We start from the raw sequence: 14,549 nt of genomic DNA, 5'->3' as shown, positions 1-14,549 counted from the left end.
ATGCCCAAGCGTACAGACCTAAAAAGCATACTCATCATCGGCGCCGGCCCCATCATCATCGGGCAGGCCTGCGAATTCGACTATTCCGGCGCACAGGCGTGCAAGGCGCTCAAGGCCGAGGGTTATCGCACCATCCTGGTGAACAGCAACCCCGCCACGATCATGACGGACCCGGAAACGGCCGACGTCACCTACATCGAGCCCATCACCTGGCAAGCCGTTGAAAAGATCATCGAGCGTGAAAAGCCCGATGCCTTGCTGCCGACCATGGGCGGTCAGACCGCGCTGAACTGCGCGCTGGACCTGGCCCACCACGGCGTGCTCAAGAAGTACAACGTGGAACTGATCGGCGCGAACGAACACGCCATCGAAAAGGCCGAAGACCGCCAGAAGTTCAAGCAGGCCATGACCGACATCGGCCTGGAATCGGCCAAGTCGGGCGTGGCCCACAGCATGGACGAAGCCTGGGAAGTGCAACGCCGCATCGCCGCGGAAGTGGGCACGTCCGGCTTCCCCGCCGTGATCCGCCCCAGCTTCACCATGGGCGGTTCGGGCGGTGGTATCGCCTACAACGCCGAAGAATTCGAAACGATCTGCCGTCGCGGCCTGGAAGCGTCGCCGACCAACGAGCTGCTGATCGAAGAATCCTTGCTGGGCTGGAAGGAATTCGAGATGGAAGTGGTCCGCGACAAGGCGGACAACTGCATCATCGTCTGCTCGATCGAAAACCTGGATCCGATGGGCGTGCACACCGGTGACTCGATCACCGTGGCGCCGGCCCAGACGCTGACCGACAAGGAATACCAGATCATGCGTAATGCATCGATCGCGGTATTGCGCGAGATCGGCGTGGACACGGGCGGCTCGAACGTGCAGTTTGCCGTCAACCCGAAGAACGGCCGCATGATCGTCATCGAGATGAACCCGCGCGTGTCGCGTTCTTCGGCGCTGGCATCCAAGGCCACCGGCTTTCCCATCGCCAAGGTTGCCGCGCGCCTGGCCGTGGGTTACACGCTGGACGAGCTCAAGAACGAAATCACCGGCGGCGCCACGCCCGCCTCCTTCGAACCGTCGATCGACTACGTCGTCACCAAGGTGCCGCGTTTTGCCTTCGAAAAATTCCCCACCGCCGACGCGCGCCTGACCACCCAGATGAAGTCCGTGGGTGAAGTCATGGCCATCGGCCGCACTTTCCAGGAATCGTTCCAGAAGGCGCTGCGTGGTCTGGAAGTGGGCGTGGACGGCCTGAACCAGAAAACCACCGACCGCGAAAAGCTGCAAGTCGAACTGGGCGAGCCCGGTCCGGAACGCATCTGGTACGTGGGCGATGCCTTTGCGCAAGGCTTCACGCTGGACGAAGTGCACAACATCACGCACATCGACCCGTGGTTCCTGTCGCAGATCAAGGAAATCGTCGACATCGAACTGGCGCTGGAACAAAAGACGCTGGCCGACCTGGACTACGCCACCCTGTGGGAACTGAAGCGCCGCGGTTTCTCCGACCGCCGCCTGGCGTTCCTGCTGGATTCCGCTGAATCCGAAGTGCGCAAGCTGCGTCACCAGTTGAACGTGCGCCCGGTCTACAAGCGCGTGGACACCTGCGCCGCCGAATTCGCCACCCGCACCGCGTACATGTATTCCACGTACGAAGAAGAGTGCGAATCCGCGCCCACCGATCGCAAGAAGATCATCGTGCTGGGCGGTGGCCCGAACCGTATCGGCCAAGGCATCGAGTTCGACTACTGCTGCGTGCACGCCGCGCTGGCGCTGCGTGAAGACGGGTACGAGACCATCATGGTCAACTGCAACCCGGAAACCGTGTCCACCGACTACGACACGTCCGATCGCCTGTACTTCGAACCGCTGACCTTGGAAGACGTGCTGGAAATCGTCCACAAGGAAAACCCGGTCGGCATGATCGTCCAGTACGGCGGCCAGACGCCGTTGAAGCTGGCGCGCGCCCTGGAAGCCAACGGCGTGCCGATCATCGGCACCAGCCCGGAATCCATCGACGTTGCTGAAGATCGCGAACGCTTCCAGAAGCTGCTGAACAAGCTGGGCCTGCGTCAGCCGCCCAACCGCACCGCGCGCACGGAAGGCGAGGCCCTGGCTCACGCCACCGAGATCGGCTACCCGCTGGTCGTGCGTCCCAGCTATGTGCTGGGTGGTCGCGCCATGGAAATCGTGCACGAACAGCAAGACCTCGAGCGCTACATGCGCGAGGCCGTTAAGGTCAGCAATGACTCGCCCGTGCTGCTGGACCGCTTCCTGAACAACGCCACCGAAGTCGACGTGGACTGCCTGGCCGACGGCGAAACCGTGTTCATCGGCGGCGTCATGGAACACATCGAGCAGGCCGGCGTGCACTCGGGCGACTCGGCTTGCAGCCTGCCGCCTTACTCGCTGTCGGCGGAAGTCATCGCCGAGATCAAGCGCCAGACGACGATGATGGCCAAGGCCTTGAACGTCAGCGGCCTGATGAACGTGCAGTTCGCCATCCAGGGCGGCGACGTCTACGTGCTGGAAGTGAACCCGCGTGCATCGCGCACCGTGCCCTACGTGTCCAAGGCCACTGGCCTGCAGCTGGCCAAGATCGCCGCGCGCGCCATGGCCGGCCAGACGCTGGCCAAGCAAGGCATCACCAAGGAAGTCGTGCCGCCTTACTTCTCGGTCAAGGAAGCCGTGTTCCCGTTCGTGAAGTTCCCGGGCGTGGACACCATCCTGGGTCCGGAAATGAAGTCGACGGGCGAAGTGATGGGCGTGGGCATGAGCTTTGGCGAAGCCTTCGTGAAGTCGCAATTGGCTGCTGGCGTGCGCCTGCCGGAATCCGGCACGGTGTTCATCAGCGTGAAGAATCAGGACAAGCCCCGCGCCGTGGAAGTGGCGCGTGGCCTGCATGCCCTGGGCTTCAAGCTGGTCGCCACGCGCGGCACGGCGGCCGAAATTGAAACCGCGGGCATTCCGGTGCAAGTGGTCAACAAGGTCACCGAAGGCCGTCCGCACATCGTGGACATGGTCAAGAACGGCGAAATCGCGCTGGTCATCAACACGGTTGAAGAACGTCGCAACGCGATCGTCGATTCGCGCACGATCCGTACGCAATCGCTGGCCGCTCGCGTCACCTTCTTCACCACCATCGCCGGCGCCCGCGCCGCGGTTGAAGGCATGCAGTATCTGCGCCAGGGCCTGGGCTTGCAGGTGTATCCGTTGCAGGACTTGCACGCATCGCTTAGCGGCCAAGGCTGACGCGACAGCGCCAAGCCCGCGGGCTTGAGGTAGGATGCCGGGGCGGCCCTTGATCAGGGCCGCCCTTTTTCCATCCCTGCATTCCTATTCGCTTAAGACGATTCCATGAACAGAGTCTTCATCACCGGCGCCAGCAGTGGCCTGGGACGCGCCCTGGCGCAGCAGTACGCCGCATCGGGCGCCACGCTGGGTCTCCTGGGCCGGCGCGAAGACGCGCTGCGTGAATTGGCCGACAGCTTGCCGGGCAGCCATCGTTGCTATGCGGTTGACGTGCGCGACCGTGCCGCGCTGCATGCAGCGGCGGCCGATTTCATTGCGTTCTGCCAGGGCAGGGTGGATATCGTCATCGCCAGCGCGGGCATCAGTGCCGGCACGTTGACCGAGCACGGTGAGGACTATGACGTCTTCAAAGCCATTGTCGACACCAACTTGCTGGCCACCGTGGCCACCTTCGAGCCCTTTGTCGGCGCCATGCGCGCCGCCGGATCGGGCCGTTTGGTGGGCATTGCCAGCGTGGCGGGCGTGCGTGGACTGCCGGGGGCTGGCGCCTACAGCGCCTCTAAATCCGCGGTGGTGACCTACTGCGAAAGCCTGCGGCTGGAGCTGGCGGGCGATGGCATCCGCGTGGTGACCATTGCGCCGGGCTACATCAAGACCGCCATGACGGCGAAGAACCCGTATTCGATGCCTTTCCTGATGGAGGCGGACGCCTTTGCGCAACGCGCGCAGGCGGCCATTACGCGTGGCACGTCTTACACGGTGATCCCGTGGCAGATGGGCGTGGTGGCCAAGCTGATGCGCCTGTTGCCCAACGCGGTGTACGACAAGTTGGCGCGTGACGCGCCACGCAAGCCGCGCAAAGCGGGGTGATGCGCGAACGGGCGGCAAGATGAACCTGCCGCCCGTGAACGCGGTGCCGTGTTACGGCACCACGTCGTCGCCGACCTCATCGGTCACGTGACCCACGTCGCCCCAGTCCAGCACTTCCCATTTACGCCCCTGTACGCCGACGCGGTTGATGCTGACGTTCAGCAGCGCGGCATCGCGCGCGCCATTGAGCGGCACGCCCGAGGCATGGCGCCAGATGATGTCCAGCACGCCGCCGTGCGTGAACATCAGGATGCGCTCGCCGTCGTGGCGGCTAGCGATGTCGTCCACGGTGGAAATGACGCGCGACTGGAACTGGCCCAGAGTTTCTCCGCCATCCAGGGGTCGCAAGGGGTCGCGGCTTTTCCAAGCGGCGGCGGCTTCGGGCGCCTGCACGTCGATGTGTTCGTGGTCCAGCCCTTCCAGCACGCCGAAGCCGCGCTCGCGGATGCCGGGCTCTACCCGCACGCGCAAGCCCAGTTGTTCGGATACCGGCACCGCCGTGGCGTGGGCCCGTTGCAGGTCGCTGCTGTAGATGGCGTGGATGGGTGTGTGGCGGGCCTCGTCGCGCAGGCGCGCGGCAAGCAGGCTGGCCTGGTTGACGCCGAATTCGTTCAAGGGAATGTCTTTCCAGCCTTGCAGGCGGCGCTGGCGGTTCCAGTCGGTTTCGCCATGGCGGATGAACCAGATTTCAGTCATTACGGTCGTAGTGGGGAATAAGGCAGGGAGAAGGGTAAAGCGTGGGAATCAAAGCTTGGGCACTAAAGCTTGGGCACTAAAGTTGGGCCGGCGCGATAACCGCGCGGGGCTTCCAGATGGCATGAATGATCGAGCTTAACGCGACGAGCGCGGGCTCGCTAGCGCGCTCATAAGGCAGGATGAAGCCTAGCATGGCGTCGGCGCGAGCCTGGCCCCACACGATGAAATCATGGGAGGCGGCGCCCGCCAGCGCGGTCTCTTCGCGCAACAGCGCGCAGCCCGCGCCGGCGCGCACCAGCGCTTCCAGGTTGGCCTGGTCATCGTTTTGCATGACGACGCGAGGCGACAGGCCGTGGCGTTCAAACATGTCGCGCAGCAACAGATGCGTGTGGCTGCCCGACGGGCCGTCCAGCCACGGCAACTGCGCCACTTCGCGCCAGCCGCCGCGCTTTAGCACCGCGGCATGGTCGTGGGGCAGCGCGATGCGATAGCGCACGCTGCGCAGCGGCAGCCACAATACGCCACGCGGGGGATTGGCCGCGATGGTCAGCGCCGCCGGCAGCCGCCCGGTGCTGACTTGTTCGGCCAAGGTGGCGGTGGGCAGTGTCTGCGTCTTCAGTTCTACCAGCGGCAGGCGCTGCGTCACGGCCGAGGCCAGCTCGCCCAGGCGCAGGAAATCCGGTTTTTCGCTGGGTACGCCAAGCTCCACAACGCCATGCAGGCTGCCTTGCAGTTGTTGCGCCTCGGACTTGAATTGCGCGCCCAGCACCAGCAGCGATTCCGCCGTGGGCAGCAGCACCTCGCCCGCCTTGGCCAGCGCCAGCCGCCCGCCGCTGCGGTCGAACAAGGCTACGCCCAGGCTCTGTTCCAGCGCCTTGATCTGCGCGGTCACGGCGGGCTGCGTCAGAGACAGCGCTTCGGCCGCCTTCGTCAGGTTGCCCAGGCGGGCAACCGTGACGAAGGCGCGGATCTGATAGATTTCCATGGCGGCAAGTTTAGGCCGCCAACAGCCGTATCTGGGTGGGTTCCAGTCCGATGGATACCGGCGCGCCGATAGGAAACGGCGACAGCCCGGCCAGGTGCGACTGATCCGCCGTCAGGCGTTGTTCACCGATCAGCACCTGGTAGCGCGTGAACTCGCCCAGGAATTCGCTGCTTTCCACAATGCCGGGCAGCCACACATAGCGCGCGTCGCCCAGGCCGTCCGCCATTTCGATCTGTACGGTGTGCGGCCGGAAGCTGGCGGCCAGGCGGCTGGCGGCGGGGGCTTCGGCCGTCAAAGGCAGGTGCAGGTCGCCCACGCCAGGCACGGCCAGCACTACGCTGCCGCTGGTGCGTTCACGCACATCGCCTTCCAGCACATTCATCGTGCCCACGAAGTTGGCCACGAAGCGGTTCGTCGGATAGTCGAACAGCGTGCTGGGCGCGCCGATCTGCTGCACCACGCCGTGGTCCAGCACCGCCATGCGGTCGGCCGTGGTCATGGCTTCTTCCTGGTCGTGCGTGACGAAGATGGTGGTGATGCCCAGGCGCCGTTGCAGGCTCAACAGGTCCTGGCGCATCTGCACGCGCAGCTTCTTGTCCAGATTGGACAGCGGCTCGTCCAGCAGCAGCACCTGCGGTTCAATGACGATGGTGCGTGCCAGCGCCACGCGCTGCTGCTGCCCGCCGGACAGCTGGTTGGGCCGGCGCTTGCCATACTGCGACAGGCCCACCAGTTCCAGCGCGGCTTCGACCTTGGCGCGAATCTCGGCACGCGGCAACTTGCGTTCGACCAGCCCGAAAGCCACGTTGTCCCAGACCGTCATGTGCGGCCACAACGCGTAGTTCTGGAACACCATGCCGATGTTGCGATCCCAGGGCGGGGTGCCGGTGATGTCCTTGCCGTCCACCAGCAACTGGCCGGCGCTATGGCGATTGAAGCCCGCGATCAAGCGCAGCAGCGTCGACTTGCCCGAGCCGGACGGGCCCAGCAGCGCAAAGAACTCGCCCGGCTCGATGTGGATGTTCACGTCTTTCAGCACTTCCGTCTTGCCATAGGACAGGCGGATGTTGCGGCACTCTACGCTGACCTTCTTCATGCGGATTCCCCTTCAGTGCGTGCCGGACGCTGGCGCGACTGCGCGCGCTCTACCAGCAGGTGCGATACATACGTGCCGATGGCCACCGCGGTCACCGCCAGCACGCCCAGCGCGGCGCCGGGCCCCCGGCCCGCCGCGCTTTGCATATACAGATAGATGCCGTAGCTCATGGGCGCCTGGCTGTCCTTGGTGACCAGCATGATGGTGGCCGACAATTCCACCGCCGCCGTCACGAAGCTGGTCACGAAGCCGGCCAGCATGCCGCCCGCCATCAAGGGCACGACGACACGGCGGATCGTGCTCATGCGGGTGGCGCCCAGCGATTGCGCGGCTTCCTCCAGCGACACGTTGATCTGCTGCAACGAGGCCACGCACGAGCGCAGCGCGTAGGGCAGGCGCCTGACCGAATACGCGATCATGATGATGATCCACGACGAGGTCAGCAACGTGCCGGTACCCGGCAGCTCGATGCCGCGAAACGTGCGCAGGAAACCGATTGCCAGCACGATGCCCGGTATCGCCAGCGCGGCCGACGCCATCAAGTCCAGCCACTGCCGCGCCGGCAACCGCGTGCGCAGCATCAGGTAGGCGATGGCGGTGCCAAGAATGACGTCCACCCCGGCCGCCAGACCGCAATAGAGCAAGGTGTTGGCGATCATGCCCTGCGATTCCGAGAACACCGCCGAGTAATGCGCCAGCGTGTAGCCATCCGGCAGCGGGGCGAAGCTCCAGACGCTGGCCAGCGACAGCAGCAGCACGCCCATGTGCGGCGACAGCACCAGCAGCAGCACCAGGATGATCCACCCATAGGCCAGCACGCTTTCCATTGGCCCCAGCTTGCGCTTCTGGATGGAGTTGCCGCCCTTTTGCAGGGTGGAATAATCGCGCCCCTTCAGCACGCGCGCCGACAGCCACAGCGCCAGAATCGAAAACGCGATCATGATGACGCTGATCACATAGCCCAGCGGATCTTCCAGCCCCACCTGCGTAATGCGCAGGTACGCTTGCGGCGCCAGCATGTTGGTGGTGCCCAGCACCAGCGGGGTGCCCAGGTCGTCGAACACCTTGACGAACACCAGCGACGCGCCGGCCACGTAGCCGGGCAGGGCCAGCGGGAAAATCACGCGGCGGAACAGGCGAAACCCGCGCGAGCCCAGGTTGAATGCGGCTTCTTCCATGGCGCCGTCGATGTTGCGCAACGCCACCACCAGGTTCATCAGGATGAACGGAAAGTAGTGCAGCGCTTCAACGAAGATGACGCCGTTCAAGCCTTCCATGAACGGGATCGTGAACCCGAACCAGTCGTTCAGCAGCAGGTTGACGCTGCCCGACCGCCCGAAGATCAGCTGCATCGCGACGGCGCCCACAAACGGCGGCATGATCAGCGGCAGCACGCCCAGCGTCTGGATGATCAGCGCACCGCGAAAATCGAAGCGCACCGTGAAGTACGCCAGTGGCACCGCGATCAGCGAGGCCAGCAGCGCCGACCAGCCCGCCACGTACAGGCTGTTGAAGAACGCTTCCTGCATTAGCGGCTGATTGAAGAAGGCGCCGAAGTGGCCCATCGTGAAACTGCCGTCGGCGTTCACGAAGGCGCTGTAGAAGACCGTGCCCACGGGCACGACAAGAAAAAGCAGCAGAAAGCCGAATACCAGCAGCGCCGTCAATACGGGGCCGGCGGGCAGGCGTGAGTGGCCCGAAGAATTCATCGAGATTCCCGAAATCGTTGCCAGGGGACGGCGCACCGGCCGTGTGACCGGTGCGGTTTGCTACGGGCGGTTAGCCACGGGCGGTTAGCTACGGGCGGTCAGCCACGGGCGGTTAGCCAGAGGCGGCTTACAGCGCGGCAGCCTGCTTGGCCAGCTTCACGGCTTCTTCGTAGTTGGCCTTGGACTTGCCGTTCCACTCGCCTTCCAGTTGCGTGATCTGCTGGTTGACCGCGGCGTCTTTCTTATTGCCCGCGAAGATCGCCAGGAAGGCCGGGTCGGCGGCCTTCTTGCCATCGACCAGCGGTGCCCAGGCAAGCTTGCGCGCCTGGGCCAGCAGCTCGGCCGCCTTGCCCGACTTGGCCTTGTCGCCCAGCTTGGCCTCGGCGTCGTAGATCGCCTTGGTGGCGGCCTGCAATTCCTTCAAGCGGAAAGTGACGGTTTGGTCATACAGCGATTGCACGACGTAATAGCGCGTCTGGGACAGGTCGGCGTTAAATTGCACCTTGCTGCGCTTGGCAATGTCCGCCGGGTCTGGATAGCCGGGCGGGATCTTGCCGGCAAGCGCGGAATACGGCAGCACCGGAAGACGCGAGATCTTCGGTTCCAGCAGCAGCTCCTGGCCGGCCTGGCTTAACGTGAAGGCGATGAACTTCTTGCCTTCCTCGGTATTTTTCGCGCCGTCGATCAAGGCGATGTTGGCCGGCACGATCGCGGTCTCGGACGGATAGACGAATTCCACGGGGAACTTCGAATACTTGCTGGACAGGCCAAAGAAGTCGATGACCGGGCCGGCGCCGAACTGGCCGTTGTTCACGCCGTCGGGCACGCCGAATGACCGTTCTGTCACCGCGCTGCTGTTGCCGGACATGCGCAGCAGGGTGTTCCAGCCGTCATCCCAGCCTTCGCCTTGCAGGATGGTCTCCACGGTCAAATGCATGGTGCCCGAGCGCGACGGCGACGTGATGCCCACGTGGCCAAACCACTTGGGCGACAGCAAATCCTTCCACTCCACGGGCGCGGGAATCTTGTGCGCCGCGATATAGCGCGTGTTGTAGACGATGCCGTAGCCGGCCAGCGCCTGGCCCAGGTACATGCCCGACGGATCGTTGATGGGATAGTTGCCCACCTTGTCCGGCACGTCTTTGTTCGCCACGTCGGACGATTTGGCGAGCAGCTTGTCGCGGCCCAGCACTTCGAAGGCGTCGGGCGCGCTGGCCCAGAACACTTCGGGGCGTTGGCCTGCGGGCGTTTCGCGCACATAGGCAATGCCCGACACGGTGTTCTTGTTCAGGATTTCCAGCGTGATGCCGGGGTTGGCCTTTTCAAACGCGGTCTTGTAGGCCTGCGTCAGGTCCTTCGGGAACGACGTGATCACCGTGACGGTGCCGGCCAGGGCAGGTGCCGAGCAGACGGCCAGCAGGGCGCCTGCAAGGGCGCCTGCAAGGGCGGTGCGCATTGCGTGCATGGTTTGTCTCCGTAGTTTTAATTTGTCTGGAGACAGTAATGTCTGGTCTGCAACGCGTCCAATCAGAAATTTTGATGCGGCTCATCAGCGTGGGGCCGTGATGGTGGCCCCCCGCTGATGACGCGCTGCGATCAAGCCGTGGTGGATACGCCGCCGCCCGATGCGCCGGCCGCGGCGCTGGCCATGGCCGCCTTGGCCTGCTGGACCAGCACCTGCTGGATCTGGCCTTGGATCTGCATGGCCTGGCCGTTCAGCGCTTGAAGCTGCTGTGCCTTCATCTCGTCCGACATGCCGCTGGCCTGCACCTTGGCGATCTGATCCATGATGCGCTTGAGCTGCTTTTGCAGCTCTTTGATCTGACGCGTGAATTCGTCGTCGTTACCGGTGTCTTCCGAGGCCTTGGTGCCCCCAACGCTCTGCGCCCCAGCGTTGTTGACGCGGATCTTGCCGTCGGGGGTGACCGTGGTCGCCTCCCCGCCCGCGGGATCCTTCGCTTCCTTATTGGCTTGAATCTTCTGGACCCACAGGTCGGCCAAACTGCCGATCCGGGATGAGCCGCCGAGGGAATTGATAGCCATGATGTCTCCTGGTACTTGGGGGGAATTGCGGGGCGTTCAACTAATGAACGGCATTGGGCAAGCGCAACTTAAACATTGCCGCCTTTTCGTGGCCCCCTTTACACTGGCGCCCGCTTACCCCGACACCTTATTTGGGATATCCATGTCCAATTCCTATTTCCCGCGTTGGCGCCTGGCGGACGACGCTGAACCCGGCGTCATTATTGCGCCCGACGAACGGCTGTCCTGGCCCAAGAACATCGCCATGGGCGCGCAGCACGTCGTGGCCATGTTCGGCTCGACGGTGCTGGCGCCGTTGCTGATGGGCTTTGATCCCAACGTGGCGATCTTGATGTCCGGCATCGGCACGCTGATCTTCTTCCTGTTTGTCGGCGGCCGGGTGCCCAGCTACCTGGGGTCCAGCTTCGCTTTCATCGGCGGCGTGATCGCGGTCACCGGCTACGCGGGTGGTGGCGCCAACGCCAACATCGGCGTGGCGCTGGGCGCCATCATCGCGTGTGGCCTGGCCTATACGCTGATCGGGGTGATCGTGTGGATCGTCAATGCGCGCTCGGGCAGCGGCGCCAACTGGATCGATGCCTTGATGCCGCCTGTCGTCACGGGCGCGGTGGTTGCGGTGATCGGCTTGAATCTGGCGCCCATCGCGGCCAAGGGTGCGATGGGCGCGTCGGGTTTTGACACGTTCATGGCGCTGGTCACCATTGTTTGCGTCGGCGGCATCGCCGTCTACACCAAGGGCATGGTCCAGCGCCTGTTGATCCTGGTCGGGCTGATCCTGGCGTGCGTGGTGTACGCCGTGCTGGCCAACGGCATGGGGCTGGGCAAGCCCATCGACTTTTCGGGCGTGGCCGCCGCGGCCTGGATCGGCTTGCCGCATTTTGCCGCTCCGGTCTTCAAGGCCGAGGCCATGGGCCTGATCGTGCCGGTCGCCATCATCCTGGTCGCCGAAAACCTGGGGCACGTGAAGGCCGTCAGCGCGATGACGGGCCAGGACTTGGACCGCTATCTGGGCCGCGCCTTCGTGGGCGACGGCGTGGCAACCATGGTGTCGGGCGCGGTGGGCGGCACGGGCGTCACGACCTACGCCGAGAACATCGGGGTCATGGCGGTTACCCGCATCTATTCCACGCTGGTCTTCGTCGTGGCCGCGCTGATCGCCGTCGTGCTGGGCTTTTCGCCTAAGTTCGGCGCGCTGATCCAGACGATTCCCGGGCCGGTGTTGGGCGGCATGTCGGTGGTGGTGTTCGGCCTGATCGCCATTGCGGGCGCGCGAATCTGGGTGGTCAACCAGGTGGATTTCAGCGACAACCGCAATCTGATTGTCGCCGCCGTCACCTTGGTGCTGGGCGCGGGCGACTTCACCATCAAGATCGGTGACTTCATGCTGGGCGGGATCGGCACCGCCACGTTCGGCGCCATCCTCCTGTATGCGCTGCTGCGCCGTCGGAAGCCGGGGCCGGTGGTCTAGAAGTGGGGTGGCCGGGTCGTGGCCCCGGTCGGTGATCTGGCCGGTATCTGGCAGGCGCCGCGCCAGGCTCGATGACAAAATACTATTGAATAGTATCTTTTTGGTCACAGCCCTTCGCGATCGTCAAGCCAGCCCGCGCCGCCTTGAGGGATTTTTGACGAAATAGCCGTTTTTGGCGGGTTACAGCCCCGAAATGCGTGCAAAAGCACGTTTTCCGGGGTGGCTTGCAATTCCGGTGGAGTTTGCCCACAATATGACTTTGATTGCCCCGGTTCCGACCCGAGCCGGGGTTTTGTTTTGGTCGTCCGCGCCGCTAGCTTCGTGTCAAATCTTGCACCGACAGCGGGTGCGCGCCAGGGTAACGACCTTCACCGAGAACGCTCCGTCGGGGCGTTTTTCTACTTTTTGTTTGGGAAACGACATGTCTGCCATTCCTTTGACCGTGCGCGGGGCCGAGCGCTTGCAAGAAGAGCTCCAGCGGCTGAAAACCGTGGAACGTCCTGCCGTTATCAACGCCATCGCCGAAGCGCGAGCGCAGGGCGATCTGTCGGAAAACGCCGAATATGACGCTGCTCGCGAGCGCCAAGGCTTTATCGAAGGCCGGATTGCCGAACTTGAAGGCACGCTTTCCAACGCCCACCTGATCGATCCGACTTCGCTGGATGCCGAAGGCCGCGCCGTGTTTGGCGCTACCGTGGATATCGAAGACCTGGATTCGGGTGACCGCGTGACGTACCAGATCGTCGGTGACGTCGAGGCCGACATCAAGGCCAATCTGATTTCCGTATCCAGCCCGGTGGCGCGTGCGCTGATCGGCAAAAGCGAAGGCGACGTGGTCGAGGTCAAGGCCCCGGCTGGCGTTCGCGAATATGAAGTTCTGGGCGTGCGTTACATCTAACGCGATCGCCTTGGCGGTACACTGTCAAAACGCCATAGCTTGAAGCCTGCGTTAGGCTGGCTGCCCGCGGTACCTACGCGGATCGCTATGGTGGACCGGGCGCGTAAAGCGCCCGTTTTTGTGCCCGGCCTTATTTTTTTGCTGTCTTGCGGCTGGTGCCGCTGCGTGCTCCGGCCCGCAGGCTCAGCGCACTGCCGGCGCGGCGGGGAATGCCGTGGCCGCTGGCGGTAGGTCGCTTGTTGCTGGGGCGCATGGGCTTGCCGTTCTTGTTGAGCTGGTCTTGCGGCACGAAGCGGGCCTTGGCCGGCTTGGGCTCTTCGGACTCGCTACGGCGCGGACGCTTGGCCAGGCTCTTGCCTTCGGCGGCCAGCTTCTTCGGCGTGTAGGGTTCGGAAGCGCGGCGCTTGGCAGGAGCCACGGGCTCCATAGCAGCCAGCGCGGCGGGCTTGACGTTGCCGGCCAGGGGGCGGAACAGAATCAGCGTCTTGCCCAGGTGGTGCACCGGGGCGCAAGACAGGGTGTCGCAGATCGTCGACAACATGGTCTCGCGGGCCTCGCGGTCATCGCCGCCGGCGCGTACCTTGATGAGGCCATGAGAAGCCAGTGCCAGGTCGATTTCCTTGAGCACGGCTTCGGTCAGGCCATTGTCGCCAATCAGGACGACGGGGCGCAGAGGGTGAGCGGCGGAGCGAAGGTCGCTGCGCTCACGAGAGGTAAGTTCTAATATAGGCATGCGTGGAATTGTACGGTAATGGCCAAGAATAAATTCTCTAAAGACTGGATTCACCAGCACATCAACGATCCCTATGTGAAGCTGGCGCAACAGAAGGGCTATCGCGCCCGTGCCGCCTTCAAGCTGATCGAGATCCTGGACACTGAAAAGCTGATGCGCCGGGGCGACCTGGTCATTGACCTGGGCTCGGCCCCGGGCAGCTGGTCCCAAGTGGCGCGCGAGCGCCTGGCCGGGCCGGGCGGCGTCGTGGACGGACGTATTATTGCGCTGGATCTGCTTCCCATGGAGCCGGTGGCCGGGGTGGAATTCATCCAGGGCGACTTCCGCGACGATGACGTTCTGAAACAATTGGAAGACATGGTCGGATCTCGCGCCGTAGACCTTGTAATCTCGGATATGGCCCCCAACTTGTCAGGCGTGGGTAGTGCCGACTCCGCGCGCATTCAGCATGTGTGCGAGCTGGCGATGGAGTTTTCCCGCGCTCATCTCAAGCCCAATGGGGCGCTGATCGTCAAGGCCTTCCACGGCAGCGGTTTTTCGCAGATCGTGCAGTCCTTCAAGCAGCACTTCAAGCGTGTAGTCGAGCGCAAACCAAAGGCGTCTCGGGATAAATCCTCGGAAACCTTTCTGGTTGCCCGCGATCTGAAGTAACCCGGGCCGGGGCATGCTGCCTTGGAACCCCAAAGAACTTACCTGCTTGCCGAGACAACGACCACCATAACGACAAATCAGACGTAACTACACGGACCCCAGGGATCCCAGGACGCAATCGGGTCCAACAGGGTAGAATGGGCTATTGACATAC

General features: G+C 63.7%; 12 protein-coding genes. 5 read left to right on the top strand and 7 right to left on the bottom strand.

What is annotated here, in order from left to right; genetic code table 11:
• Window positions 1-3,246: a carbamoyl-phosphate synthase large subunit gene (carB, locus tag AC0Z35_RS00440; protein WP_046806901.1), complete on the top strand. Its 3,246-nt coding sequence runs from the start codon at window positions 1-3 to the stop codon at window positions 3,244-3,246.
• Window positions 3,247-3,351: 105 nt separating this feature from the next.
• Window positions 3,352-4,116, top strand: coding sequence for an SDR family oxidoreductase (locus AC0Z35_RS00435; RefSeq protein WP_485131608.1), 765 nt, complete (start codon window positions 3,352-3,354; stop codon window positions 4,114-4,116).
• Window positions 4,117-4,167: 51 nt separating this feature from the next.
• On the opposite strand, the gene AC0Z35_RS00430 is transcribed toward AC0Z35_RS00435, so the two are convergent.
• The 6 genes from AC0Z35_RS00430 to AC0Z35_RS00405 form a co-directional block, all read right to left on the bottom strand.
• Window positions 4,168-4,812: a histidine phosphatase family protein gene (locus AC0Z35_RS00430; protein WP_485131609.1), complete on the bottom strand. Its 645-nt coding sequence runs from the start codon at window positions 4,810-4,812 to the stop codon at window positions 4,168-4,170.
• Between the two features lie 76 nt (window positions 4,813-4,888).
• Window positions 4,889-5,797: a LysR family transcriptional regulator gene (locus AC0Z35_RS00425; protein ID WP_219990859.1), complete on the bottom strand. Its 909-nt coding sequence runs from the start codon at window positions 5,795-5,797 to the stop codon at window positions 4,889-4,891.
• A gap of 10 nt (window positions 5,798-5,807) precedes the next feature.
• Window positions 5,808-6,893 carry an ABC transporter ATP-binding protein gene (locus AC0Z35_RS00420; RefSeq protein ID WP_104144540.1) on the bottom strand — a complete coding sequence of 362 codons (1,086 nt, stop codon included), beginning with the start codon at window positions 6,891-6,893 and terminating at the stop codon, window positions 5,808-5,810.
• The gene (locus AC0Z35_RS00415) at window positions 6,890-8,602 is read right to left on the bottom strand and encodes an ABC transporter permease (protein WP_485131610.1); all 1,713 of its coding nucleotides are present in this window, start codon (window positions 8,600-8,602) and stop codon (window positions 6,890-6,892) included. Before AC0Z35_RS00415 ends, AC0Z35_RS00420 begins: the two co-directional genes overlap by 4 nt.
• 127 nt (window positions 8,603-8,729) lie before the next feature.
• Window positions 8,730-10,067 (bottom strand): extracellular solute-binding protein, encoded by a 1,338-nt coding sequence (locus AC0Z35_RS00410; RefSeq protein WP_120156685.1) that lies wholly within the window; start codon window positions 10,065-10,067, stop codon window positions 8,730-8,732.
• 131 nt (window positions 10,068-10,198) lie between these two features.
• Window positions 10,199-10,645 (bottom strand): FlxA-like family protein, encoded by a 447-nt coding sequence (locus tag AC0Z35_RS00405; protein ID WP_485131611.1) that lies wholly within the window; start codon window positions 10,643-10,645, stop codon window positions 10,199-10,201.
• Window positions 10,646-10,787: 142 nt separating this feature from the next.
• Between AC0Z35_RS00405 and AC0Z35_RS00400 the strand changes: the two genes are divergently transcribed.
• Window positions 10,788-12,113, top strand: a complete 1,326-nt coding sequence (locus tag AC0Z35_RS00400) for a solute carrier family 23 protein (RefSeq protein ID WP_485131612.1) — start codon at window positions 10,788-10,790, stop codon at window positions 12,111-12,113.
• Between the two features lie 421 nt (window positions 12,114-12,534).
• Window positions 12,535-13,011: a transcription elongation factor GreA gene (greA, locus tag AC0Z35_RS00395; RefSeq protein WP_006221068.1), complete on the top strand. Its 477-nt coding sequence runs from the start codon at window positions 12,535-12,537 to the stop codon at window positions 13,009-13,011.
• A 130-nt stretch (window positions 13,012-13,141) separates the two neighbouring features.
• Here the strand turns inward: greA and AC0Z35_RS00390 are convergent, their stop codons facing one another.
• Entirely contained in the window at window positions 13,142-13,744 is a 603-nt protein-coding gene (locus AC0Z35_RS00390; protein ID WP_485131613.1) for a YhbY family RNA-binding protein, read from the bottom strand.
• Between the two features lie 18 nt (window positions 13,745-13,762).
• Between AC0Z35_RS00390 and AC0Z35_RS00385 the strand changes: the two genes are divergently transcribed.
• Entirely contained in the window at window positions 13,763-14,395 is a 633-nt protein-coding gene (locus AC0Z35_RS00385) for an RlmE family RNA methyltransferase (RefSeq protein ID WP_046806891.1), read from the top strand.
• Window positions 14,396-14,549 lie beyond the last annotated feature (154 nt).

It is taken from the genome of Achromobacter sp. 1L-A-4-B-C2, from assembly GCF_057291955.1.
This window is presented reverse-complemented; position numbering and strand designations above follow the sequence as displayed.

Coding starts and splice junctions, on each gene's coding strand:
- carB (WP_046806901.1), top strand. CDS start 1: ATGCCCAAGCGTACAGACCTAAAAAGCATACTCATCATCGGCGCCGGC.
- AC0Z35_RS00435 (WP_485131608.1), top strand. CDS start 3,352: ATGAACAGAGTCTTCATCACCGGCGCCAGCAGTGGCCTGGGACGCGCC.
- AC0Z35_RS00430 (WP_485131609.1), bottom strand. CDS start 4,812: ATGACTGAAATCTGGTTCATCCGCCATGGCGAAACCGACTGGAACCGC.
- AC0Z35_RS00425 (WP_219990859.1), bottom strand. CDS start 5,797: ATGGAAATCTATCAGATCCGCGCCTTCGTCACGGTTGCCCGCCTGGGC.
- AC0Z35_RS00420 (WP_104144540.1), bottom strand. CDS start 6,893: ATGAAGAAGGTCAGCGTAGAGTGCCGCAACATCCGCCTGTCCTATGGC.
- AC0Z35_RS00415 (WP_485131610.1), bottom strand. CDS start 8,602: ATGAATTCTTCGGGCCACTCACGCCTGCCCGCCGGCCCCGTATTGACG.
- AC0Z35_RS00410 (WP_120156685.1), bottom strand. CDS start 10,067: ATGCACGCAATGCGCACCGCCCTTGCAGGCGCCCTTGCAGGCGCCCTG.
- AC0Z35_RS00405 (WP_485131611.1), bottom strand. CDS start 10,645: ATGGCTATCAATTCCCTCGGCGGCTCATCCCGGATCGGCAGTTTGGCC.
- AC0Z35_RS00400 (WP_485131612.1), top strand. CDS start 10,788: ATGTCCAATTCCTATTTCCCGCGTTGGCGCCTGGCGGACGACGCTGAA.
- greA (WP_006221068.1), top strand. CDS start 12,535: ATGTCTGCCATTCCTTTGACCGTGCGCGGGGCCGAGCGCTTGCAAGAA.
- AC0Z35_RS00390 (WP_485131613.1), bottom strand. CDS start 13,744: ATGCCTATATTAGAACTTACCTCTCGTGAGCGCAGCGACCTTCGCTCC.
- AC0Z35_RS00385 (WP_046806891.1), top strand. CDS start 13,763: ATGGCCAAGAATAAATTCTCTAAAGACTGGATTCACCAGCACATCAAC.